This window comes from Gaoshiqia sediminis (assembly GCF_025907915.1).
Classification (GTDB): domain Bacteria; phylum Bacteroidota; class Bacteroidia; order Bacteroidales; family Prolixibacteraceae; genus Gaoshiqia; species Gaoshiqia sediminis.
In genome coordinates, this window is record NZ_JAPAAF010000029.1 from 1 (window position 1) to 24,488 (window position 24,488).

The window sequence follows — 24,488 nt, forward strand, 5'->3', positions numbered from 1 at the left end:
ATCGACGAAAAACTATCGATTCCCGAGAAAGAAGCCACCTGAATACTTTACAGCGGCAAGCAGGTTGTGTGGGTGGTTGGACGCCGCATCGACGATCGCTTCAAAATCACCAAAGGCACCCAGGAGGTTTTCCGGATCAGGCTGGGGTAGGGCGCATGGTTTGCCTGCCTGAAGCCAGAAAGGACGAACTTTTAACGATATGATCGGCTTAGCGGTTTCTTCTCCCTGCGATATGAGCCGCTTAGCCGGTGATCGGCTTAGCGGTTTTCTCTCCCTGTCAGGTCTGCTCGCGTCCTGCTACCGCACGAATCCTTTCGTGTGGTGTTTAAGGATCACGCGATACAATAGCGCGGGAGCCCCCGTTTCCGGTCGATATTTCCGTATAGCTTCGGTATAGGTTCCGTAAACTTTCCGTATAGGCTCCGTATAGCGCCCGTATAGCCACCGTATAGCCACCGTATAGGCGCAGTATAGCCGCCGAATTTTTAATGTCATCGATTAAATCGATCGGTATACTGGATGTCCCGAGCTTGTTGACTTTTAGCAGGCCCGGATTCTGCCGTTTCATAATTGGCAGGTTAAATATGATGCACTGTAATTTTTAACATTCAGCATTTTTCCTCTTGTTCTTTGATTTGGACCTGTAGGGGAATTGTGTAATTGTAATAGGCCGACGTTCAGCTTGTTATGGTTTTACTCCCCGGTTTGTGGTTTACCAAATTGGTGAATTTTTTTTACTTATTTAAGCGCTTATGATCTCATATTCAGTCAACTAACAAATTTTAGTTGATAACTTTAGTGCTGTTCCCGGAAAATCGTATTTCATTTATAGATTATGCATTGTATTTTTGGTTAATAAGATTTCATATAAAGAAGATACCAACAGTACGATCTTAATAACTAATCAGAATGAATGCTGAATATCAGGAGAAAAGAAGTTATCAACAAGTTGGATTGATATCAATTGAATTGAACTATGGATCTCTCCGGCGACGCCGGGATGTCCTTCCTCTCAAACGTGCATTGCGCACGGTACGTTTGCCGAAAGGCTGATTTTTTATGCCATTAAACTTTTAATATGGCACGAATTAGTGGTAACCCCGCCGTTAAAGGGGCACGCGGTATGGTCAACGGGACGTTGGTTTACCGTAAGTATCAAGATGGGATGATCCTGACCGGAGCTCCGGAGAAGAGCTCGAAGGCCCCGAGTGAGAAACAATTGGAACACCGGAAAAACTTCAGGTTGGCGAATTTTTACGCTGCCAGGGTGAAAGCCGATCCGGAGTTGCTGGCCGCTTACCGCGAGGCAGCCGTGTATCGGGAGTATCCCAATGTTCACAGTTTCATTGTGGCCGACTACTTTCACTCGCCGGAAGTGCTTGGATTTATGATCGACCCCAAAAAAGAACCATCGGAAGTCGGTTGGGTAGCGGTACACGTGATTGATCTCATGTTCCCGAGGTCCGTGACGTTACGCATCCAAACCCCCGATGGTACTGAACTGGAGAGTGGTCCGGCCGTGATGGCCAACGACCGTCAAAGCTGGGTGTTAACCCTGCTTGATCCGACCCACCTGGCTGTTGGCAACCTCCTCGAGGTGGAGGTGACCGACTACCCGGGTCATGTGGTCAACGCGTCGTTCGTGCTCTAACACGATCTGACGCCCTATCGGAGAGGGAGCAGCAGCAACTGCTTCCTCTTTTTTTTATACTTTCCTTAGGTGTACCCAAGTTACAGAATCGAAAGCGAAATTACAAAAAAAGATACAGCCTGATTCACCGGGGACTGCCAAAATGTATGGCTGGCAGTAGAATAACAACTGACGGTACCGTCCGACCGACCGGGCGCAGCAGGTCATTCGACCAGCCACGTCATGACGTGGCCCTACCGGTCACTTTTACTACGCAACCGCTGCGAACGGGAATGCCGGGTACGGTCACGACAGGTTGTGACCGGCATCATCACTCCGAAGAAGTTAAATGTTCATCACCGCCAGTGGTACTGGCGGCAAAGTAAGGGGCTTTTCGCCCGGAACGCTGAAGGAGTTCAATATTTTTTGATTCGTTCAACCCGCTCCGGGGTTGGGGGAGCGCTCCTATTTTGCGCTTTCCCCCAATTCAATTGGGGGTGATGCATGGTTTGGTCCCTTCGGGATCAGGAAGTGACAAGCGTTTTTAATGCCTTCTGTTAGTACGTTAGTCCAAATTGCCAAAGCGGTATCGTGTTCAAATAGCCCAGCTCAATATCGTCTTTTACAGCAAAAGCGTTATCGATGCCCCGGATTTGTTTTAGCCCTCTATTTTTACCGCCAACTTCAAAGGTATAGTCACCGACCAAAAAATCAGCTATTGACGAAGCAATCACGTCATATTTTACCCGAAGCTGGTTCAGAAAAAATGTTTCCCGTATGTTGCCGGGATTCGGATGATCGCTGGCCAAATTGTAAACCAGGTTGGTATTGTCCAGGTATATTTTATTCACCTTCCCTAAACCCCTTATTCCTCCGGTGGCATCCCTCAGCTGGCTAATCATTCCTGCTTCTTCAACAAACAGGCAATAGTCGGCAATATTATTCCGGCTGGCTGCAAGTGTTGTGGCAATACTGGTCATATTGGGTTTGAACGGAACACTTTTGGCAATAATGGCCAGCAATTGCTTTAATTTCCTGCCGGTCGATACATTCATGCCGGCATAGAGCGGGATATCGGTTTCCAACGTCTGGTTAACCATCTGCTGTAGCCTTCGTTCAAAATTCTCTTCCAATGCAAAGGGGTAATAACCTTTCCTCAGGTAATCTTCAAAAAGCGGTAGCGGATGCTTTACGCCGGGGAGTTCAGCCTTGTGCGCGAGAATTTCTTCCAACGACCAGCTGCGGGTGGTTATCCGGTGAAATAGTTGCAAATACTCCCTGAACGATAATCCCTGCATATGGTACATCACGGCCCTGCGACTCAAATCCGAGGCCCCTTTATTGATATCCAGCACGGAAGAACCGGTGAAAACGACATTCAATTCCGGATGATAATCGTAGATCAGTTTTAGTTCTTTAGCCCAATCTTTATACCGGTGAATCTCGTCGATAAACAGGTATTTTCCGTTATACTTTACGAAAGCGTCAGCCAGATCAATCAACCGGTGGTCCGCGAAATAGAAATCTTCAGCAGTTACGTAAAGCGTTTCTGCGGAATTTAAGCGCTGTTTAATGTGTTGTAAAACCAATTTCGTTTTTCCAACGCCACGCGGACCGGTAAGCCCAATCATCCGGTTGTTCCAGTTTATTTCCGAATACATGTAACGGATGAATTCGGTATTGGTCTCTTTTAGAAGCTTATGGAACTGTTCGAATAATTTGTTAATCACCGGTTTTTTTATACAAAAAAATAAAATGCACTATGAATGATTATATATTGCAATAAAAATGCACTGTTAGGGTGCGTACACCCAGAGCTACCACACGAAGCCTTTCGTGTGGTGTTTAAGAATGACCACGCGATACAATCGCGCGGGAGTCGGTTGTATCGCGTGGCGTGGTTTTATAACCGCGCATTTTTATTTGTTTTGACGCTGGTCTGGCGACGCTGACAGGTCGGGACTGTTTGGGGTGAATGGGATTAATCCATCGGAGCTTCATTCAATTGTCGTTACAAACGACTTTCAGCGAACCACTCGTTACCGCTCCGCTCAAACGAGTGGTAGTTCGGAAGCCAAGGCAGACCGGCTGACCGGTTTTATTTCATAAAGAACTGTGGCAGTTTCGAGAGGTTCTTACAAAGCAGCGTCCAGGCAGGGAAGGGCAGACCGTTCCTTCGCTTGGCCCGGTAATCTTCGGTTGATTTCCCCAGTTTATTCATTGCTTAAATAGTTCCAAATATTGTTGAGATATCTTTTCCCAAGTGTAATGCTCGTTGGCGATTTCTTTCATGTCCTGCGCCAGGGATTCCAATTCTGAACTGTTAAGCGAATTAATCAATTCTGTTAATTCACTTGCCGTTCTAAAGTATCTGCCTTTATTAAAGGTTGTTTCCCGGTTATAGCTGACATCATAGGCAAATACAGGTATTCCTAGGCTCATGGCTTCAACCAGTGAGGGGTTGGTGCCGCCTGCACTGTGACCATGGACATAAACGGTGCAGTTGCTTCTGATTTGATCCAGGATTTGCTGGTCATAAATCGGGTCTAGAAGGGTTATCGATGAGAAAGAAGAATATTGTGTCTTTAAGTTGCGGCCATATTCACTTTTATCCCAATTGCCAATTAGAACCAAAGGCAGGGCGGCTTCCTTGAATGCATTGAGTATCAAATGAATATTATTTTCAGGCTCAATTCGACACACCTTAAAAGCATATTTTCCCGGAATACCAAATTGTTCGCGAATTTCACTTTTTAGCTCTATTCTTTTTGCATGATCCCCGCCGTAAGCGATAAGCTCACTTGGCTTTTTATACTCAGTGGTAACGTAGTCCTGAATGGCTTTGTTATCCGCAATAATGATATTCCCATGTTTGACTGCGAGTTTTTCCGAAAACTTAAGGAAGCGTTGAATCGATTTGCTCCATTTTTCACGTCGGTGTTCCAAGCCATCAATATTGATGATTAATTTTTTCTTCGGATAAAACAGTCTAAAAACAGGAAGGATAATACAACCGGAGACGCCTAATACCAAAATCTGTTCGTGTGTTCTTGCAGCCACAAACAATGAAATAATATCATAGGGAATGCTTTGAATTCCATTTGCATCCAGATTAATATAGTTTAACTGGGCGTGGTTATGGCGATCTTTTTTTAGTATGTAAGTTTTCGCAGAACAAAAAACTGTAATAGCTATTTTTTTCCCTAAAAACTTTGTAATATATTCGGCTAAAGTTTCAAATCCACCGTATTTACTAGGAATACCGGCAGTACCTATAAAGGCAATTTCATTCATGTTTTTGTTTAATGAGTTATCGTTCTGAAATGATGGACTATGTATTTATTTTTTGTAACTCGATTCCTATTCCTTTATCTTGATCTCGTTACTATTCATAATATCTACATTTACTATGTACGTATAATATCCATCTTTATTTTCTTTAATTTCAGTATCAATGATATTCTGTCCATCTAATGTGATCTCTTTTGAAGAAGTGAAGCTCAAGGATATGATACATGATTTCAAATTATGGTGGTAAAATAGCGCTATACAGTCGTCGATACCATCTAAAACAATTTTTTTGTCTCCATATTTTAGGTCAACCAATTTATAAATTGTATAATATTTGGCAATCTCTGTGAAAGTATCAACCCATATATCTTTATGAGAAACATAGCTTAACAATGAGTCTAATTCATAATCAGGGATTGGGTTATATCCAGCTTCATCTAGGCCGTGACCACCAAATAAAGCCCACCCATTTATAACTTGTGATTCGTCGATGGCATTGATTCTACTTTGTAGCGTATTATCCGAATTATTTCCCCATGCAACGACGTCGTTGTTGTTAACAAAAAAATTTCTGCAAAATATGTGAGTATCTTTTACAATCTCATCGGACAATTCTGATCGTAAATGAAATGGGTAAGCAAATGAATAACAATAGCCAAATAAATCGAGAAGCTTGTTTTTTGCACCTACAATTTCCTTATTTAACCCATCTATCCCCATCGTGTCCAAGCGAGCATGAGAAGCACTGTGGTCGCCAATCTCGAAATTACGAGCATTCACTTTTATTAAGTCGGATAGAAGACCTGCTGACATATAACCGGACGGATTAACAAAAAAAGTACAGGTATAGTCATATCTTTCAAAAATTTCAGAGCAGTCCTTGATTGTCCAATTATTATCATCCCAAGTAAAAGAGGCAGCGGAAATGTGATTATTCTTCCACTTACAGATTTTTACTCTAACGTCATTACTTTTGATATATATATCATTAGATTTTGAGACGGTGTCGGGTTCTTTATTACAACTCAACAATATAAAGGCTGCGAAGACAAAAAATAGGTATATTTTCATTGTCGAGAGCTATTTATTTCATTATCTGTTTTGTGATACTTAACTAGGGAAGTGTATGTGAAGACTATCCTGGTATTCTTATAGAAACTTACTTAAACCCTCTTTGTAACGGATATTAAATTTTTCTATAGTGAAATAATGGTTGAACCGTGCTTTACCCTTCTCCCCAAAAGAACCGATCTCTTTCGGATTTTCAATAAAATATTGGATGCTTTTTGAAAGCGCTTCAATGTCATTTCGTTCACAAAGAAAGCCAGTTTCATTTTCAACAATCATTTCGGGAATTCCTCCAACTCTATTGCCGATAACTGGCTTCGAGAAGAACATTCCTTCCAATACGGTAGTCGGGAAAGGATCTTCAAATACTGAAGGGACTATAACTACGTCTAAATTTCTGTAGATTACCTGAATTTCTTCAACAAATGGGATGATAGTTACACTGTTAGATAGCTCGTACTCACGAATTTTATGGTAAACCTCATCGAGCATGTATTCTTGTCCGGGAACTGTGCTGCCCACGAAGTAGAAATGACCTTGCTGTAGAATATCTTTGGGTAATTTATTTATTGCATTTAGCAAGTGTATTTGTCCTTTATGACTTGGCTTAATACGACCAATCAGTCCAAATTTTATTTTTTCGGTATTCAAATAATTTTTGGAACCATCTTTTTGTTTGTCGACGAACTCTACACCATTCTGGATGAGCAATAACTTATCGATCATCGAAGGGAGGGCTGAAGCAAGGTTCCTTTTTACAGCTTCTGAAACACAAATAACTACATTTGAGTACTTTATAGCAACTTTGTTGAGAAGTTTGTTAAGGATATTGTTATTGGATAATATCTCATGCACATGGACAATCTTTAGTGCAGATTTAGAACAGAAAAATAAAACTGGAAGAGTGGCTAAAGTATTCAAGTAAACTATTGATACTCCATTTTTGAACAATGATTTTGAATTTCTTTTAAACTTTATTAATGATATCAGAAAAGCAAAAATACCTAATGGAGTCAGATTCTTTTTGGCTATTATTGGAAGATTTTCTTCGACGACTAACAGTATATCGGGGTACTGAGCTTTCACAGTTTTTAGAAGAGGCCCATCCGATTTAATTACTAACGTTTTTTTATAATCCTTGTAGTTGTTTATAACAGATGCCAGAATTTTATCAGCTCCATATAATTCCGCAGTTGGATGAAAGAAAACAATAGATTTTTTCATAACTAATTTATTCAATTAAGCTGTTTGTGAAATTTATTACCAGCGATTAATTGGTAAGAAGTAGTTTCAATTTTAACAAATAAAATGTTGTAACATTTCTAATAAAGTAGAACTGATTTTCCAACGGGGTAAGTGTACTATGATATTTTCTTATTTTGTATAGTTCCCTAACTGCAGCATATGAAAAGCTCATTCCTCCGGTTTCCATTTTAGCAATCTTTATGGGGATGAAAATTGATTTAAGTGAATCCCTTTTTCGTACTAATAGTTCATAATCTGCGCATATTCTAAACTGGAGATCATAGTCCCCCACTTCTTTAAATAGCTTTTTATTGTGTAACGACCCTACATGTGCAGCACTCATGTACTTCCTCATTTTAGGCCAAACACACTTATCACCAATTGTAGCGACTAATTTGCCGTTTTTATCAATATATTCATTCAAAGCGCAGATGTAATCGATATACGAGACATTGTTATTTTTTAAAAATGTCAGATAATTCTGTAAAGCATTCACTTTTAGCTGATCATCTGCTCCCAAGAACATGATCCATTTTCCTTTTGCTACTTTTATGCCTTTATTCCATGCATCATAAATCCCTTTGTCATTTTCACTAATCCAAAAATCAATATCGTGTCTATTTTCATTAAGAATATCAAGGGTTCTATCATTCGATTTACCATCGATGATAATCAGTTCAATATTTTCAGATTTATTAGCCTTGATGCTGTCAAGACATCTTTGTAAATATTTCTCTGCATTATAGGTTGCAATAATTATTGAGATATCTGTCATTTTATTCAGGTTTAGTTTCGGTGCTCAAGTTAAGAAATGGGATAAATGATAAGAATATAATCATAGGTTCCAACTCTAATATTATTGGTAGTACTAAAAGTGGAGGTCCGATAATTAATGCGTAAAACAGTAAATTTTTCTTGAGCGCTATATTATTCATCAGACAAAGAAAATATAAAGCGAAAGACACTAAACCCAGATCTACTAATAGCGTTAAAACTGAGGATTCTATAACAAAGTCAAAGTTTGGGAAATTCATTCCTTTTTGCCCATGTGAACCTTTGTTAGCGCCCAAAAACCAATTCTGTTGAAGAGTATTTAAACCTTCTGTGAATGAAGATATATGACCTTGAGATGAAGAATCTTCCAATTTAACAATTGAAGTAATCCATTTTACGATTGGATACTCGTTTTTATAAATCAAAAGAAGATTAAAAAGCAACACAGCAGAAACCATAATAACTCCGATTCGAATAACGTTCGTTATTTTCATTTTTGTAAGCTTTCTGACTACTACGAATATTAGGTATGCTCCGATTGCACTTTTAGAAAAAGTAAGTATGAGGCCTATTATGAGAACGATATAAATTGAACGAATTTTTCTTCTTGAGTAAAGAAAATTAAACTCATCAATTTTTAAGTGGAATAAGGCCAAAAATGCTGCTTGAACAATTCCCGCATTGTTGGGCCCTGCGATCAAAACCCCGTTTCGTATAATGTCTGTAAAAGTAACCCTCCAATGACTAGTGATGTACGAATCGTCTTTAGTTAAAAAGTCCAAGGATTGACTAAAGTTAATCAGTAAGAATGTAATTGTACCTAAAACGGCAAATACAATAATATGCTTTGTAATCATTTTCAGGTATTCCAAGAACAACTCTCTATTTGTTAAAATCGCATTTGTGCATATCAGGAATAGAATAGGTTCAAAATAAATTCTTAAATACAAAACCGTAGGTACGACACGGTTTTGAATTATCCCTACAGTTAGATAAGTAACAGCAAAAAGGACCAATAGAAAAATTGAGAATGATATTTTACCTTTTTTAGGCACAATTAGAAAAAGGAATAGAAGAGTCAATGTTTTCAGTGGGCTAATAATACCTGGAATATGGATAATCTTTAGCAAAACGTTAATAATTACACCATACAAATTCAATGTAAATGTTAATAGAAATAATGTCCTAATCAGGTACTTTTTGCTCATGAAATATCATTTATTTAAATGAATGATTAGTCATTAAGGTTGCTATGATGCATCATTTGACTTACGCTGAAGCGATTTTACATGATTCTTTTGGCATAGTATGCCAGGCTCTTCCAAATGCGTTGAATAAGCTGCTTTATCGCTTTTCCAATGGATAAGGGCAACGTATAGTACACCCATATCCTGGTTCTGTTATCTTTGACTGCAAATGCTTCTTTTTTTCCTAAAAAAATATTGTTTTGATTGTGTTGAATATTAAGTAAAATATTTTGTTCCAGAGGCTTTAAAATCATCGGGAATTTAAGTAACGGACTTGAGCATTCGAAAGTTGACAAAAAGTATTCGGCCTTAACTCCGTCAAGCAATTTTTGGCCATATAAGTCAACTTCAAATTCGAATTTTGCCAGGTCTTTATTCAATGCTTTTATGTAAGTTGCATTCAACTCAAAATATGCGTCGTATTTAATACTCTCATTGTGGTACGGAGCGAAGTTACTATCAATGCTTTGTGTGGCAAGCTGACACTGGTATGTAAACTGGTCGGCACGGTTGTGAACGCCGGCATCGTTTATATTTGTTGCATACCCCCAATAGGGATATACAGATACCTTGTCCGACACCATCAGGTATTTTGTGAAGTACTTTAGCCAGGAAGATTCAGGCCAGCTTACAATATTGGAAGGAAGTTTGTCTGACTTGCTAACTTCCTGGCCAATGTTATACCATTGCCGGAAGTCTGACCACTGGGACTTGGTCCAACATTGCCCCCATGAACAACCGTATTGCATAAAGAAAGTGTCGTACTCTGATTTTAGCGGAACAAAAGGGAGTAATGTATGAATATGGATATTAAAAGAATAAAGAGATATTTGTGCAATTTTCTCATCGTTTTTGTAATATTCTGCCGCAGAACAAGCATATTTATAAAAATTGGGAGAGACATAAATATCATCTTCCAAAACTATTACGGCTCCATATACCTCACTTAAATCGCCGCAGGATAATATATGATTTCGCAATCCCAGATTTTGATCGTGTTTAATGATTCTTTTCGACCCAAATGACCAGTCAAAATCTTCAGCGATCCGGCAAGTTTCTTGGTTGTTTGTACCACCTCCATCAATACTGATAACAAGTGGAACATCTTGTACATTGTATATCGCGTTTTCAACTGAAGATAATAGACGCAAAAGCGATGCTGGTCGGTTATATGTTGCTATTACAATTGCTGGTTTCATAGTTTAGTATTAAAGAAATCTAAAAAGGAATCCAATGATTTTTTGAGTAAAGAAATTTTTATAAAGAGCAGGAGGTAAAAGCATAGCTTTGAATATAAGCATTTCTCGTAGAGATTTGTCAGACTTCGATTTACGAAAAAATTCAGCTATTACTGTTCTATATCTTTTTAAAGTATCACCTTGGTCATTTTCATTTATTGCACAGAGTAAATTAACCCGTAGTTTATGATATGCAAATTGTTTTTGGAGACATGCAAATTCACCATCGAAATTATTAGTCCAATCCTGAATGATCGTTAGCCAGGCTAGTATGCTTTTATTGTCAGAGCCGGTTTGCATTATCGAACCCGGTACTATGTAGTGTAAATAACCATAGTTTTTGGAAAATGTAATTCTGTGCAGATATTTAGAAACAAAAAACATCCAATGCTCATCTTCATGGATAATTCCTTCCTTAAATATCAGTTTATTTTCAATTAAAAAATCTATTTTAATTAACTTATTCCATGCGTTGACAGGGATACGAGGTTCAGAAAAACAGTGCTTCTTTATCCATAAGTGATCAGCAACATATTCGGGAAATCCTTTGGATTTTATATTTCTCCAATCTACCTCTGGCTGGGGGATTGTTTTGGTATTTCCCTGCACCATCTCCACTCCAGGATATTTCCTGGCAAGTTTAACGAGTGTATCAATACAATCAGGTGTAATCTCATCATCACTGTCGAGGTAATAAATATATTCGCCGGTTGCGGCCAAAGTACCCGTGTTTCGCGCCCCCGATAATCCTTTATTTTGTTCATGCCGGAGAATTTTAAAGTCAATCCAACCAGAGTATTCTGCGATCTGTTGCTTTAAAATTTCATAGCAATTATCCGGTGAACAATCGTCAACGAATATACATTCAATAGTTGTGTAGGTTTGGTTCTTAATTGAATCAAAACAACGTTGAATGTATTCTTCAACTTTATAAACCGGGACAATGATTGATACTTTCATGAGACTTGTTTTGTTCTGTTTCTATAATTCACGTTCAACAAATTCAATTTCTTTAGCATCTTTCAACCATGTGTTGTAAAATGAACTGTTTTTACCGTAAGAATTATCAAAAAACGTTATTGTTTTTTGTAATAAAACTGCAAGGATGGCGCCATGCAAACGCGTTGTGAAAATGTATTGATAGCTGCTCAGAAATTGAATTCCAATTTTCACTAAATATGGCATATAAATGTGAATGGCATACCAATCAACCACTTTAGCAGTGATTGCACCGAGAAACTTGAACCGGCTAAATATCCCATGCGCCGATTTCAAATAATTAAGGATATTGTTTCCTATCAAACGTTTCTCCATGCTCGGCCATTCGTGCTCCTCAACGTTTGAGTGGTTTCTTAAGTGCTTTCGAAAATCGAACGACTGAAACTCTTTGTCTTTTCGTTTAAAGAACAAGGTTTTGTCTTCTACTGGTTGGATGTATTTATTTAAATAAGATTGTGGAATACAAAATGCCATATCAGGCAAAAGCAAAATATTGTTGTTTGAAAAATTTGTTTTTAGTAATTCGTGCGTTACTAAGTCTCTGGCGCAGATGGTCAGATTAGGGTGTTTTGCCATTCGTTCAGCATCCGCTTTTAATACAGTTATATCGGCATAATAAACCGTCTGCGGGAGAACGATGATTCTATTTTCCGGAAATTCATGAATGATTCGCAAACAAAAATCAGTATGTCGGCGCCAAATATCCCCAAAGTTACCTCCTCCTTGCAGCAAAATGATAACATCTCTTGATATTGTTGGCTTACGATAGGTTTCAATGGCTGCTCTGTACCGACATTTGTAGGGTAAGGTTTTTAGAAACTCCTCTGTTCCCTTCCAGATCAACGTGTCGCCGATGTTTGTATAATAAGGTAGGTCGAGGAAGATATAATCATTTTTGATTAATGGAGTTACCTCCACCATGATTTTATCTTTTAGAAAATTCAACATTCCAATTGCTTTCTTTTGTACCACTTTAGTTAGGTTATTTCAATCTATTATAGAGCCTTGAGGCTTTATTCTTTAATTTTTTAATATTGTTCAGGACGTAATACTTTGAATTAAAATATAATTGTTGATTCTTCGAATACTCAATATTCTCATCACGAAGTTTCTGAGATAGAAAAGTTTTCATATCAGGAGAATACCAACTACCGTCTTCCCTGTCCCTGAGTTCTGCGTATGTAGGAGTATTAATCGAGGGAATTATTCCCAACGACATAAAGTGGCTGGAATTAAAGCAAAATGCGAAAGGGCAGTTTTTACCAATAGGTTCGAACTTAATCGGAGTGCTTAAATCTTCAAATATATTCTGTGTAATTCCATATCCATAGCAGCTTGTGAGTATCCCCGTTGCCAAATTCAATTTTCCAGACCAATCTCCCGCATAGCAGAATTCACGTCTTTTTACTTTGAAATTCTTTGAAGTAAATTCGAATAAGGGAGAATCCATTTCTTTACCAATTTTAAAATACTCTTCTTGTGTTTTATTGGTTAGGATTTCATACTCCTGTTTCGTCTCATCTCGTGTCAATGCTACTTGCGGAAAAGCTCCAGTATGTTCTTTTACTATTCTCTTAATTTCATCCCAATGGGGCATGTATTCATCGCACAGATTGATTTGGACAATAAAGGAACAGCCAGCTTCTTTTACCTGCCTGACGTTATTAAAAAATACATCCAGGTTATTTGTCTTGATTAATTCCAGATAGTGAAACGAAAAAGCAAAGTGAAGCTTCTTTAGAAGATTATTTGGAATAGTATTAATAATTTCTTGATGTCGTTGAGTTATTGTCCCGTTCGTAGTAACATTGACATAATGACCTTGTTCTAGAATGTTATAAATAATGCCCGTAATTTCTTTTTGTAGTAATGTTTCTCCTGAGCCGCAGATACTAATATAGGATGTACCACCCAAGCGTTCTGCACTTAAAGCCTTGCCAATATGTTTTGGGGAATACTGAAATTCTGCTTGTTTCGATGTCCTTCTATTTTCTTGAATAATATAACAATAGCTACATTTCAAATTACATGCAGTAATTGGGATTAAACATTCTAAAAATCGCTTCATAATATTACTGTTTAAACGAATATCTTTATTATTATCTCTTCTAGTCTAGCGGTAATATTTATTTTCTAATTAAGGCTATCAAAAATTTTCGTTCATTCATTGTCAAGCCTAGAAACCATATTGCAGCCGATGTGGAAATTAGTCCGGTAAGAGCAATGAATAAGAACTTACTCCATCCAGTTAATGCCAGAAAATGTTCAATTCCTAAAGGAACAGAAATTGAAACCATCGTGACCAGCGCTGCTACCCCAAAAACATGGTTAAAGAGTTTCTTAACGGGCAAAGAGGGTATTTGTATCTTTATAAGCACCACCCGCAATATTAACGCAAAAAAAGCAAGAACAATTGAAACAACTAATGTGGCTTGCGGGGGATATCCCACCTTTAAAATCCAATAAGATATGGGAAGATTAAGCAATAAAAAGCCACCTACTCCAATTTGATACCACTTAATCTTTCCTGTTGCCTGTATGGATGCGCCCAACACAAACGTAAAAGATTCGAGCAGAGAGTTAATAATTATCAGTTGGGTAAATATGACGGCATATTCGGGCACGTCAACCAGCCAGAGGTCAAGAATAAATTCCGCTTCCAAAATAATTGGGAGTCCCAAAAACAAAAGCAGAAAATAAGAAAATTTGGTTCCTCTGAAAAGCAAATTCATCATCACTTCAATTTCTCCGTTGGCGTAATTCTTAATAATTTGAGGATTAATAGCCGTGGTGAAATTTTGAGTAAAACTATTGACAGCATTGTTTACCTGGTAAGCAATTCCCCGCGCAGCATTTACAGCAGGGCCAAAGAATATATTTAAGAGAATATTGATGCCTTGTAATTTCATTATGGTTGCAAAACTTCCAATAAAACTCCAACCGGAATAGTGCAGCATTTCTTTTAATAGATCTTTCTCAAAAATAAACAGAAGGATGTATTCAGAAAAATTCCGCTGGCAAAAGAGATGATAAATCAGAAATACCAAGCCTGAAATAATTGTCAGCAAAAAACCATACGTAATTAATTTATCGAATCCGGAATAGTCAAGCAAAAGTACCATGGCCAGTTTCATTGCTACATCAAAAATTCCCAGCCAGGCATAAATATTCATCCTTTCATGGGCAATAATTGAGGCCGTAAGTGGAATTTGAATAATACTGACAATAGAACTAAAAATTGAAAACTGGTAGATCCAATTGGCAGCATAGAGCCGTTCTGCTGGTATAACCAATTTGTTATTGACAAACCACAAACCAACGGTCTCCAGAAATAGTAAAATTATAACCGCGAATAAGATATGGATCGTGAATGCCGTCCGAAATACCTTTTTTAGTTGCTGGGTATCTCCTCTCCCCAGTTCAAACGTCATAAAGCGCGATGTTGCCGCTCCTAATGCTCCCTGTAGAAAAACAAACATAGAGACAACGCCGCCCACAACATTGTATATTCCAAAGTCTTCAACCCCCAATATTCTGAGCACGATCCGGGATGTATATAAACTGATGAGCATGGTTAGCATCATCCGGATATATAACATCGCCGTATTCTTCGCTATCCGCTTATTGTTTTCTGAAGACATTGGTTTTCCGTTCTTATGACATTTCGAGGTGAAATAAAATCATCCCAATAACGGTGTTTGAGATAATTTATTCCAGTTGCTGACAAAAGTAATCAAATTCTACCAGCTGGTATTTAACAGCCGTGTGAAAATTACTGTTAATTAATATTGGGAGCCTCCCCCGGCCCCTCCAAAGGAGGGGAGTAAAGAAAGCCATCCCGGGCTTGTTCCTTCAACGATTCTTTTGGATTTTCTTGCTACTCGTTACTCATGTCTCGCGACTCTTTCAACGATCTACGCGGATGGGCACTGCAGGCTTGAAGCATGGCCAACAGATCATCGGATACCAAATAATTGGCGGATGCGAATTTCGATTTCTTTTTGAGTTGGCAAGTTTATAGTTCCTAATTTCCTTTTAATAAGCGACTGAGGAATCGATACCAATTTATGTAGCCGAATTACCGAATCTACTGCCAAGCCTGTACCTTTCCAATCATCGGAATGTTTCAGGATAATCACGTCGCTTTCTTCCTGTTCCTCCGGAATTTCTACTTTAACAGATTAAACCATGCACTCGATTTTTCTCCTGATTTCACCCCGTCCCTGAAGGGTGTCAGGAGAAAAATCTGGCTGTTCCCTTCAGGGGGCGGGGTAAAAACAGCCAGATTTTTCGAATGTGTTAAAGTAGAAGTATTTGGCTTGAAATAAACGCTATGATTACATGCTTATATTTGCCAATGCTATTGGTTAAACAAAGGGCCGGCCTGACTTTTGACGATGCAAAATCATCAAACGGAAATGGCACCAGGACAATTGAATACTTGCTCTCAGACATTAAACGGCTCTCCGTCAGTTGATTTATATATATCCTCTTGCGGCTCTTTCAAAAAATCAAAGGCAGGGTTCTTTGTGACTGACTCCATCCATAACTGCTCTTCATCATTTGTGGCATAGTCCTCCTCAATTAGTATAAGCAGACGGACATTGCAGTCTTTTTTGTTCAAGGGAAAATCGATCCTCAAATGACCGGAGTTATCAGTTTTTGATTTTATTTCTATTGCTTTCATTCGGACGGGTTTTATACAAAGGTAATTATTTTCGGATTATTGATGATTGATGAATGGAAGCCAGCGTGTTCGCGTTGTCGTGTCGTTGGGCGCAACCTTCCATCCGTCAAAAGCCGGACTGAAAGGTTTAAACGCCATTTTATCGGCGTTTTCCCGTGCGGCGGCATGAATCGCCAGCATTTCCAATTTACCTTTTCGGTGCGCCGTTCATCTATCCCGTTCTTCTATCCCGGGGTGGCACTTCCCTCTGGTCGTTTACCCCGGGCTATTCAGATTTAACCCTTTCAGGGTTTTTTCTGTGTCTTCTTGGCGGTCTTTGCGTTAAAAGACATAATATTTACACCCTTTGGCCCCGGAACTGATAAAATATCCCAATAAATAGGGATTGTGGGATTTTGGGGGCGCCGGTATTTTTGCCGGCAAATCAATCTTATATCTACGATGAAAATGAAAACTCTTGTGGCAGTTATTGCCTTGTTGGTTGGAATGCAAGCTGCTTTCGCCCAGAATACCGCTGAGGTGTTGATGAACTCTGATCAGAAATTAACGATTGGCGGCTATGCGCAAATCGATTATAACCAGAAATTCTCGTCGGATACCCGGTATAACGGAACGCTGGATGTTCACCGTATGGTGCTCATGTTTGGTTACCGGTTCAACGAGAAAACCCAGTTTATTGCCGAAGTGGAATACGAGCATGTGCAGGAAGTATATATCGAACAGGCATTCCTGAATTACCAGATCAACGACTGGCTGAACTTTCGAGGTGGCTTGATGCTGATCCCGATGGGGATTATCAATGAATATCATGAGCCGACTACCTACAATGGGGTAGAGCGTCCGAACCTCGACAGTAATATCAATCCGACCACCTGGCGCGAAATCGGCGCCGGTTTCAGTGGCCGTTTTCAGGGCCTGAACCTGAAATATCAGCTGTATGCGGTTAACGGTTTCAACGGCTACAATGGCGCCGGGACCCTGAAAGGAAGCAATGGTTTCCGCTCGGGGCGTCAGAAAGGCGCAGAGTCGTTTATGTCGAGCCCAAACCTGGCCACCAAGGTGGACTACTATGGTGTTCCGGGGCTGAAACTGGGCTTGAGCGGTTACTTTGGCAACACCCAATCGACCTTGTACAATGGGCTGGGTAAGGATGACGCGCTTGCCGAAGCCAGAGCCGACTCATCAGTTGTGGGGATCAGCATGGTGGGGGTAGATGCTGCCTACTCGCTGAAAGGGCTGGTGCTGAAAGGGCAGTTGTACCACGCTTCCGTTAGCAATACCCGCGAGTACAATGCCTTCACCGGAAAAGATTTGGGAAGCGCCCTGTTTGGCTATTATGTGGAAGCGGGCTACGACTTGCTGAGCGCCAAAAACTCGGAGCAAAAGCTGGTCCCGTTTGTTCGCTTCGAACAGTACAACACGCACCAAAAAACGGCTGGTATCGCCAAAAACGCGGCGTACGACCGCACCGACATCACAGCCGGTTTGGGGTGGTGGCTCACATCAGGCGCTGTGCTGAGAGCGGATGTGCAGTGGTTTGGCAACGAAGCCACCGATACGAAAACAAAGCAATTGAATTTGGGAATTGGAATTTGGTTCTGATATGAAACAACGAATTTACATAGGGATACTGATAGCACTTTTTTTGACACTTCAGATGGATCTTTTCGGGCAGGACTCCGAAAAGATCCTCAAGGTGTTGAGCAAGGAGATGGAAATGCCGAAAAGCAAAATACAGCTGGAGGCCTGCAAGCTGAATGATTTGCTGAGAGAAAAAGTGGACGCCGTTTACAAACTTCAGGTTGAAGGGCAGCAGGAGGGATATGTGATCCTGGCCAAGGGAATGGGACGCTATGACGAGTTTCGGTTTTTTCTGCTCACCGGGTTGGATAAGGCCACCGCAATGGTGCGGGTGGTGAACTATATTTCGGACCACGGCGGCGAAATAAGCTCGAAGAAGTGGCTGGGACAGTTTGTTGGGTATAAAGGCGGCGAGCTGAAATATGGCGAAGATATTCAGGCCATCTCGGGTGCTACCATCTCGGCCCGCTCCATCACCAACCGGGTACACGAAATTGTGAGCCTGCTGAAAGAAACGGAAATACAGGCCGTTTACTAAGCTTATATTTTCTCGCTCAGTTCGAGCCAGCGCAATTCTTTCTCGTCCAGTTCGTCGGTCAGGGATGAATATCGCTGGCTTTTTTGCAGCAGTTCTTCCGGCGACAATTCGCCCGAGTTCATGATTTTTTCCAGAGATGCTTTTTCTCGTTCCAAACGATCGAGGTCTTGTTCCAGTTGCTCAAACTCGCGCTTTTCGTTAAAGGTCAGCTTTTGCGATTGCTTTTTGGGTTTTTCGCTTACCGCCTTCGGTGCGCTTGCCGCCGCTTCCGCCTTTTCCTGCTTTTCTTCTTCCTCTACGCTATTGCGGTAAATGGTATAATTTCCCGGGAAATCCTTGATTTTGCCGTTCCCGTTGAAAACAAACAGGTGATCCACGATCTTGTCCATGAAGTAGCGGTCGTGCGAAACAATAATCACGCAGCCGTCAAAAACGGCCAGGTAATCTTCCAGCACGTTCAGGGTCATGATGTCCAAGTCGTTGGTTGGCTCATCGAGAATCAGGAAGTTGGGGTTTTGCATCAGTATGGTGCAGAGGTACAACCGGCGACGTTCGCCGCCACTGAGCTTGTCGATGGTATTGTACTGCGTTTCGGGCGGAAACAGGAACCGGGTGAGCAGTTGGCTGGCGGTCATCTTGTTGCCGTCTTCAAATTGAATGACTTCGGCAATATTTTTAACCACGTCAATCACTTTGTCGGTTTCCCGAAAGGCGATTCCTTCCTGCCGGTAGTAGCCTATTTTTATGGTTTGGCCGATTTCAACGGTTCCGCTGTCGGCCTGAATGGCGCCGGTGATAACATTCAGGAAGGTTGATTTCCCGGTACCGTTTTTGCCGACAATGCCGACTTTTTCAAATCGCGAGAACTTATAGGTAAAGTCCTCAATCAGTTTTAAGTCGCCATACGCTTTCGAAACATGTTCCAACTCCAGTATTTTGCTGCCCATGCGCGAGGAGGCAATATTTAGGTCGATGCTATCGTCACGACGTTTGTAGCCCGCTTTTTCTTTCAGTTCATAAAACTGATCGACCCGGTATTTGGCTTTGTGGCTGCGGGCTTTGGGCATGCGCCGCATCCAGTCCAGTTCGGTGCGCAACAGGTTTTGTGCCTTTTCGGTCGATGCCTGTTGTTGTTCAATACGTTCCTGACGTTTTTCCAGGTAGTAGCTGTAGTTGCCCTGGTACGAATACACCTGATTTTGATCGATCTCGATGATCTCATTGCACACCCGGTCCAAAAAATAACGGTCGTGCGTAACCATAAACAGGGTGCAGTTTGTCTTCTCCAGGTAATTTTCGAGCCATTCAATCATTTCCAGGTCGAGGTGGTTGGTTGGCTCATCCAGCATCAGCAAATCCGGTTCGTTTACCAGTACATTGGCCAGCGCCAGCCTTTTTTGTTGACCGCCCGAAAGTTCGCCTACCAGCTGGTCAAAATTGTCAATCTTTAGCTGGCTCAGGATTTGCTTCACTTTCACATCGAAGTCCCAGGCATGAAGCTCGTCCATTCGCGCTGACAGACGTTCTATTTCATTTTGCTGGTTGTGTTTTATGGCTGCTTCAAAATCGCGGACCACTTGCATCGTCGGATTTTCCGATTGCAGAGCTTGTTCCAGCACGGTCAGCGACGGATTTAAATCAGGCGCTTGCCGCAGATACCCAATCCGTACATCTTTGGTTTGTATGATTTTACCATCGTCAGGCGTGTCGTTACCCGCTAAAATTTCCATCAGGGTGGTTTTCCCGGCGCCGTTTTTGGCAATCAGGGCAACTTTTTGGTCTTTAAATATGGTGAAGGAAATATTTTCAAAGAGCATGAAATCGGCGTAGCGCTTTGAAATTTGTTCAGCCTGAATGTAGGGGGTCATGTCAAATTTGTTTTGCGCAAAAATAGGAATAATTTGTTTGGTAAGCGGGATGGTTTATTTTTGTTCGTTCTGAAAGAACTGAACATGCAAAAGAAAGAACGCTACCAGAAGGTGATCGGGTATTTCCGGCAGGCCATGCCCATTGCCGAAACCGAATTACATTATACAAATCCCTACGAATTGTTGGTTGCCGTTATCCTATCGGCCCAGTGTACCGACAAGCGCGTGAACCAGATTACACCCGACTTTTTCAAGCGGTTTCCCAAACCGGAGCTGCTGGCCGAGGTGGATGCAGCCGAAGTGTTCGATTATATCCGGTCGTGTTCCTATCCGAATAACAAAGCCAAACATTTGGTGGGCATGGCCCGCATGTTGGTGAACGATTTTAAGGGAGTAGTTCCCGATGATGTGAACGAACTGCAGAAGTTGCCGGGCGTGGGCCGAAAAACTGCCAATGTAATTGCATCGGTGGTTTACGAGAAGCCCGCCTTTGCCGTGGATACGCATGTGTTCCGGGTAGCGGCGCGCATTGGGCTTACCACCAATGCCAAAACCCCCCTCGAAACAGAAAAGCAATTGATGAAGTATTTTCCGGAGGAATTGGTTCCATTGGCCCATCATTGGTTGATTTTACATGGCCGCTACACCTGCCTGGCCCGAAAGCCGAAGTGCTCAACCTGCGGACTGAAAGATTTCTGCAACTACTTTGCAGAACAGGAGAAAAACAAGTAAGGTTGATTAAGCATGACCGGATTTAAGAGAAAGTGTCCGGACATGCCATGTTAAGCAGACTTTAAGTGTTGGTCGTTACACCGGTAAAAAAACAGGGAGGAGTACTTTGATTTTTTTCCAAACTTTGTACATTTGCTGGTAATCTCTAACTTAAAAAAGAAGTGTTATGGCTTATGTAATTTCAGATGAGTGCATTGCTTGCGGAACTTGTATTGATGAATGTCCTGTTGAAGCTATTTCTGAGGGCGATATCTACAAAATTGACGCTGATCTTTGCACTGATTGTGGCTCTTGTGCCGAAGTTTGCCCGGTTGATGCAATCTCATTGGCAGAATAGTCCCGGACAGCATAAAAAATTCGCCCGTCAATCAGTTGGCGGGCTTTTTTCTTTCCAAAAATTGTAACTTTATGGAATAATTCTTGTCTATAATGTTGTAAAGAGATAAATATGAGGGCAAAAATTTTACTTCTTCTTTTCATACTTATTGGATTTACAGCATTTTCGCAGCCCGGTGTGGTTACCACCGACGCGGAAAAGCCCTACCGGATTGAGAAAATATTTCCCAATCCGATCAATGATTATGTTTTTGTGGAGATTGAAGCTGTTGATTATGCCACCGCCCGTTTTGAGTTGTTGGATATTATGGGGAATAGGGTTCAGCAGTGGGAACCCATGCGAATTATTCCCGGTGCGCAACGGGTACGGTTGGATATCAAAAATTTACATTCGGGGGTTTACCTGTTTCGGGCAAAGATCGGCGACGAGAACATTGTCCTTCGTGTACGGAAGGTTTAAAATGTTAGAGGCCGATTTCAAATTTTGCCCGGATACCGAATGATGGGGCACCTATTGCCGATGATGGACTTACCCGCCAGATGGCTTCCACCCGAAACATGCTCAGAATATTTTCAACTCCGGCGCCAAGTTCCACATAGGGATTCTTCATGTTTGTAATGGCAGATGGAAATGCCACCACTTCCTGATGTTTTTCGCTCAACGTACCAATCATCATTTTACTGGAGAAAACCTCCCGCAGGCCTGTTTTTCGTAGCAGTGGCAAGCGGCGAAAGATAAATCCGTTCGAGTGATATTCCAGGTAGGTATGCACGTATTTATCGTGTACAAATTCCAGGTAGTTCAGTAAGTTAAAGTCATACGAATACCAACCAAAAGTTTCGTTGCCCCGCGGTATGTCGAGCATCGTGTAGGGCAGTTTTCCAAGGTATGCGCCAGCTTCAACCGCGTAGTCGAACCGGCTTTGTCCCAGGTTTATTTCTTGTTTTACTGTAGCGCCCAGCTTGCCGTAGAAATTCGATTCATCCGCATAAAATACTTGCCCGCCTCCGATCATAACATGTACAATAGGGAATTCGGTGCCCATGTAAAGCCTTAAAAATCCGTTGTCGATAAGTTTTTCTTCGCGTGACCAACGGGTATCTATACTTATTTCAACGGCACTGACGGAATTTAGCGGGAGATCATTTCTGAAAAACGGATAGAACTCAGGCGATTCGTGTTTGGTGTAGTTGAAGGCTAATTTCTGTGATAGTCCGGGGTGCCATTCGTGTTCATATATGGCGTTAAGCTTTTGTTCCCGGTAAATTTCATCCAATTGGTCATGTTTCAATAATTGCGAAACCAGGTTGTTTTCCGTCGGACTAAAGGCATTCTCGTACAGGTTGAGGATTTTCTCATTTTCGCCATGACGAATCATCTTGTCATCATAAGAGATTTTCATCACCCGGCGGTTGATAGTGGGAAATTTATAGCCAAACCCCAACATGCCGTTGACTTTTTTATTACGAGTCCCGTAACCGATTCCGCCCCAGATCATCTTGTTCTTACTGATTTCTTCGCTGGTGCGCGCACCCACAAAGAAATGATAATTTTCCACTTTATTGGTGTTAAAAAAACTGGTAAATGGCCCCAGCTCAATCTTGCCAATATCATAGTAGCTGGTCATCGACATGCGAGCCAGGTTATTGGCGCGTTTTATTGCTTTGAGTTGCGTGATGGAGTCAATAACCCGGTTGGCCATGATCTCTTTTTCGGTTAAATCTTCCAACCTGTTCGCAGCCCAAAAAAGCGAATCCCGGTTATGGGTTTCGGGGAGTTTAACGGTTTCGTAGCGGGCTTTTGGCTTACTGAGTTCAATTTCATCCCTGGGATTGATGGTTACCTGGTCGATATTGGCTGTTTGCGTATAAAATAAGGATAACCTTTTGGCATCCGGTTTTTGGGTTTTAAAGGGGATGTAATCAAACAAAGCGTCGATTTGAACCCGTTTGAAAAATGGGGTGGTATCGTTCACAAATGTGTAGTTGCTTTTCAATCGCAGGCTTTTTAAAAAGTTGATATTGCTGGTTTGCGATAAATCCCCGTCAATTTCAACAATCGAATAATATTGATTTTCAACCAGAAAATAACCTTTCAGCGTGTTTTCTCCGGTACGGCGCGGTTGGTAGTTGACCCGGTAGATTTTGTGGCTGTTTACCAGCAGGCTGTCCGCCAGAAAATATTTGTAGTAAAACCAACCATTTCCGGCAATAGGGCTTACGAAGTTTTGCGTGAACAGGTTGATAAAGTTATCGTAGTAGTTCACCTCCAGGTCGAGAGCGCTGGTATAGCCCGCAATTTCCAGCTCGTTCAATATACCAACACCCGATGTCCTGTCGGCAATAACGGTTGACTTTTGCAGCGGCGGATTCTTTTGGACTTCGTTAAATGCCAATTGCTCCGAAAAATACAGGGGCAAATAGCGCGAGCTGTCGGGCGCTGTTTTAAAAACCTGTTGGTTGTTCCGGAAAGGTTTCGACTCAATGATTTTGTCCGTTACATGGTTGATCTGGTATTCCCATTTGGTATATTTCCGGTACGAGTATTTTGTAAACTGTTCCGGATTATTCTTGTCCTTATTATGTTGGATTTGTTGAAAAAGCCTGCGCATGGGGCCTTCATCCGGGGCAACTTTTATTTCGGAGATATCGAAGGTTTCCGGTTTCAGTTGGACCGAAAGTGAGGATAATATTGTTCGTGGAATAATTTTTTCGGACGAGCGATAACCAATGGCTGAAAAAACTAAGGTATCTGTGCTTGCGGGATATTTCATCCGGTAAATACCCAATGTATCTGTCGTGGTTCCGGTCACTGAATTCTTAATCACAATATTGACATACGGAATCGGTTCTCCGGTTTGGCTGTCGGTAACAGTCCCGCTAAGAATTGATTGTTGAGAAAAGGTCTTTCCACCAATAAGTAGTAAGATCACCAAATGGATGAAGCGTAAGGCTAAATATCCAGATGACAAGCTCTGTTTTTGCATGTTCAGTTTTCTGTTTCAGTATTACACAGCTTTCGAAAGGAAGCATGCTTGGCTGTAAACAAGCTTCGTTTGAAAGGCCGCGTAAAGTTGAATAAAAAATCAGTAGGATGTTTATAAAATAGTTTTTTTACGGCTGATGATTAAATATGCTTTTATTTCGGCCTTTTGCCGAAGGGAAAGTCACAGGGCGGAGCGCCAAATCAATCGATAAGTTTGCGTTGAGATTATGCAGATGACAACTTTTGTTTGCATTTGTAAAGTGGATTT

At 41.1% G+C, this 24,488-nt stretch carries 23 protein-coding genes; 6 read left to right on the forward strand and 17 right to left on the reverse strand.

The window, feature by feature from the left end:
* Window positions 1-325: 325 nt before the first annotated feature.
* Window positions 326-568 carry a hypothetical protein gene (locus N2K84_RS15315; protein WP_282592702.1) on the reverse strand — a complete coding sequence of 81 codons (243 nt, stop codon included), beginning with the start codon at window positions 566-568 and terminating at the stop codon, window positions 326-328.
* A 510-nt stretch (window positions 569-1,078) separates the two neighbouring features.
* On the opposite strand from N2K84_RS15315, the gene N2K84_RS15320 reads away from it, so the two are divergent.
* Window positions 1,079-1,651, forward strand: coding sequence for a hypothetical protein (locus N2K84_RS15320; RefSeq protein ID WP_282592703.1), 573 nt, complete (start codon window positions 1,079-1,081; stop codon window positions 1,649-1,651).
* Window positions 1,652-2,187: 536 nt separating this feature from the next.
* On the opposite strand, the gene N2K84_RS15325 is transcribed toward N2K84_RS15320, so the two are convergent.
* From N2K84_RS15325 to N2K84_RS15385, 14 genes are all read right to left on the reverse strand, one after another.
* The gene (locus N2K84_RS15325; RefSeq protein ID WP_282592704.1) at window positions 2,188-3,360 is read right to left on the reverse strand and encodes an ATP-binding protein; all 1,173 of its coding nucleotides are present in this window, start codon (window positions 3,358-3,360) and stop codon (window positions 2,188-2,190) included.
* 487 nt (window positions 3,361-3,847) lie between these two features.
* Window positions 3,848-4,924 carry a DUF1972 domain-containing protein gene (locus N2K84_RS15330; RefSeq protein ID WP_282592705.1) on the reverse strand — a complete coding sequence of 359 codons (1,077 nt, stop codon included), beginning with the start codon at window positions 4,922-4,924 and terminating at the stop codon, window positions 3,848-3,850.
* 66 nt (window positions 4,925-4,990) lie between these two features.
* Window positions 4,991-5,992: a polysaccharide deacetylase family protein gene (locus N2K84_RS15335; RefSeq protein WP_282592706.1), complete on the reverse strand. Its 1,002-nt coding sequence runs from the start codon at window positions 5,990-5,992 to the stop codon at window positions 4,991-4,993.
* Between the two features lie 78 nt (window positions 5,993-6,070).
* Window positions 6,071-7,213: a glycosyltransferase family 4 protein gene (locus tag N2K84_RS15340; protein ID WP_282592707.1), complete on the reverse strand. Its 1,143-nt coding sequence runs from the start codon at window positions 7,211-7,213 to the stop codon at window positions 6,071-6,073.
* A 46-nt stretch (window positions 7,214-7,259) separates the two neighbouring features.
* Window positions 7,260-8,009 carry a glycosyltransferase family 2 protein gene (locus tag N2K84_RS15345; protein ID WP_282592708.1) on the reverse strand — a complete coding sequence of 250 codons (750 nt, stop codon included), beginning with the start codon at window positions 8,007-8,009 and terminating at the stop codon, window positions 7,260-7,262.
* 1 nt (window position 8,010) lies between these two features.
* On the reverse strand, window positions 8,011-9,216 hold the full coding sequence (locus tag N2K84_RS15350; protein ID WP_282592709.1) for a hypothetical protein: 1,206 nt from the start codon (window positions 9,214-9,216) through the stop codon (window positions 8,011-8,013).
* A 77-nt stretch (window positions 9,217-9,293) separates the two neighbouring features.
* Window positions 9,294-10,454, reverse strand: a complete 1,161-nt coding sequence (locus N2K84_RS15355; RefSeq protein WP_282592710.1) for a glycosyltransferase family 2 protein — start codon at window positions 10,452-10,454, stop codon at window positions 9,294-9,296.
* Window positions 10,455-10,463: 9 nt separating this feature from the next.
* Window positions 10,464-11,453 carry a glycosyltransferase family 2 protein gene (locus N2K84_RS15360; RefSeq protein WP_282592711.1) on the reverse strand — a complete coding sequence of 330 codons (990 nt, stop codon included), beginning with the start codon at window positions 11,451-11,453 and terminating at the stop codon, window positions 10,464-10,466.
* Between the two features lie 21 nt (window positions 11,454-11,474).
* Window positions 11,475-12,464: a polysaccharide pyruvyl transferase family protein gene (locus N2K84_RS15365; RefSeq protein ID WP_282592712.1), complete on the reverse strand. Its 990-nt coding sequence runs from the start codon at window positions 12,462-12,464 to the stop codon at window positions 11,475-11,477.
* A 10-nt stretch (window positions 12,465-12,474) separates the two neighbouring features.
* Window positions 12,475-13,560 carry a radical SAM family protein gene (locus tag N2K84_RS15370; RefSeq protein ID WP_282592713.1) on the reverse strand — a complete coding sequence of 362 codons (1,086 nt, stop codon included), beginning with the start codon at window positions 13,558-13,560 and terminating at the stop codon, window positions 12,475-12,477.
* A gap of 58 nt (window positions 13,561-13,618) precedes the next feature.
* On the reverse strand, window positions 13,619-15,133 hold the full coding sequence (locus tag N2K84_RS15375; RefSeq protein ID WP_282592714.1) for an oligosaccharide flippase family protein: 1,515 nt from the start codon (window positions 15,131-15,133) through the stop codon (window positions 13,619-13,621).
* Window positions 15,134-15,448: 315 nt separating this feature from the next.
* Window positions 15,449-15,631 (reverse strand): type II toxin-antitoxin system PemK/MazF family toxin, encoded by a 183-nt coding sequence (locus N2K84_RS20550; protein ID WP_428221993.1) that lies wholly within the window; start codon window positions 15,629-15,631, stop codon window positions 15,449-15,451.
* A gap of 308 nt (window positions 15,632-15,939) precedes the next feature.
* On the reverse strand, window positions 15,940-16,179 hold the full coding sequence (locus tag N2K84_RS15380; protein WP_282592715.1) for a hypothetical protein: 240 nt from the start codon (window positions 16,177-16,179) through the stop codon (window positions 15,940-15,942).
* Between the two features lie 36 nt (window positions 16,180-16,215).
* Window positions 16,216-16,359 carry a hypothetical protein gene (locus N2K84_RS15385; RefSeq protein WP_282592716.1) on the reverse strand — a complete coding sequence of 48 codons (144 nt, stop codon included), beginning with the start codon at window positions 16,357-16,359 and terminating at the stop codon, window positions 16,216-16,218.
* A gap of 267 nt (window positions 16,360-16,626) precedes the next feature.
* On the opposite strand from N2K84_RS15385, the gene N2K84_RS15390 reads away from it, so the two are divergent.
* Window positions 16,627-17,781 carry a hypothetical protein gene (locus N2K84_RS15390; RefSeq protein WP_282592717.1) on the forward strand — a complete coding sequence of 385 codons (1,155 nt, stop codon included), beginning with the start codon at window positions 16,627-16,629 and terminating at the stop codon, window positions 17,779-17,781.
* Between the two features lies 1 nt (window position 17,782).
* On the forward strand, window positions 17,783-18,298 hold the full coding sequence (locus tag N2K84_RS15395; protein WP_282592718.1) for an FMN-binding protein: 516 nt from the start codon (window positions 17,783-17,785) through the stop codon (window positions 18,296-18,298).
* A gap of 2 nt (window positions 18,299-18,300) precedes the next feature.
* Here the strand turns inward: N2K84_RS15395 and N2K84_RS15400 are convergent, their stop codons facing one another.
* Complete coding sequence (locus N2K84_RS15400) at window positions 18,301-20,166, reverse strand: ABC-F family ATP-binding cassette domain-containing protein (RefSeq protein WP_282592719.1); 1,866 nt, start codon at window positions 20,164-20,166, stop codon at window positions 18,301-18,303.
* Between the two features lie 84 nt (window positions 20,167-20,250).
* Between N2K84_RS15400 and nth the strand changes: the two genes are divergently transcribed.
* From nth to N2K84_RS15415, 3 genes are all read left to right on the forward strand, one after another.
* A complete protein-coding gene (gene nth / locus N2K84_RS15405; RefSeq protein ID WP_282592720.1) occupies window positions 20,251-20,898 on the forward strand; it encodes an endonuclease III in 648 nt (215 codons plus the stop codon).
* 166 nt (window positions 20,899-21,064) lie between these two features.
* Window positions 21,065-21,235, forward strand: a complete 171-nt coding sequence (locus N2K84_RS15410) for a DUF362 domain-containing protein (protein ID WP_282592721.1) — start codon at window positions 21,065-21,067, stop codon at window positions 21,233-21,235.
* Between the two features lie 111 nt (window positions 21,236-21,346).
* Window positions 21,347-21,694: a T9SS type A sorting domain-containing protein gene (locus N2K84_RS15415; protein ID WP_282592722.1), complete on the forward strand. Its 348-nt coding sequence runs from the start codon at window positions 21,347-21,349 to the stop codon at window positions 21,692-21,694.
* Window positions 21,695-21,698: 4 nt separating this feature from the next.
* On the opposite strand, the gene N2K84_RS15420 is transcribed toward N2K84_RS15415, so the two are convergent.
* Window positions 21,699-24,221: a DUF5686 and carboxypeptidase-like regulatory domain-containing protein gene (locus N2K84_RS15420; protein ID WP_282592723.1), complete on the reverse strand. Its 2,523-nt coding sequence runs from the start codon at window positions 24,219-24,221 to the stop codon at window positions 21,699-21,701.
* Window positions 24,222-24,488 lie beyond the last annotated feature (267 nt).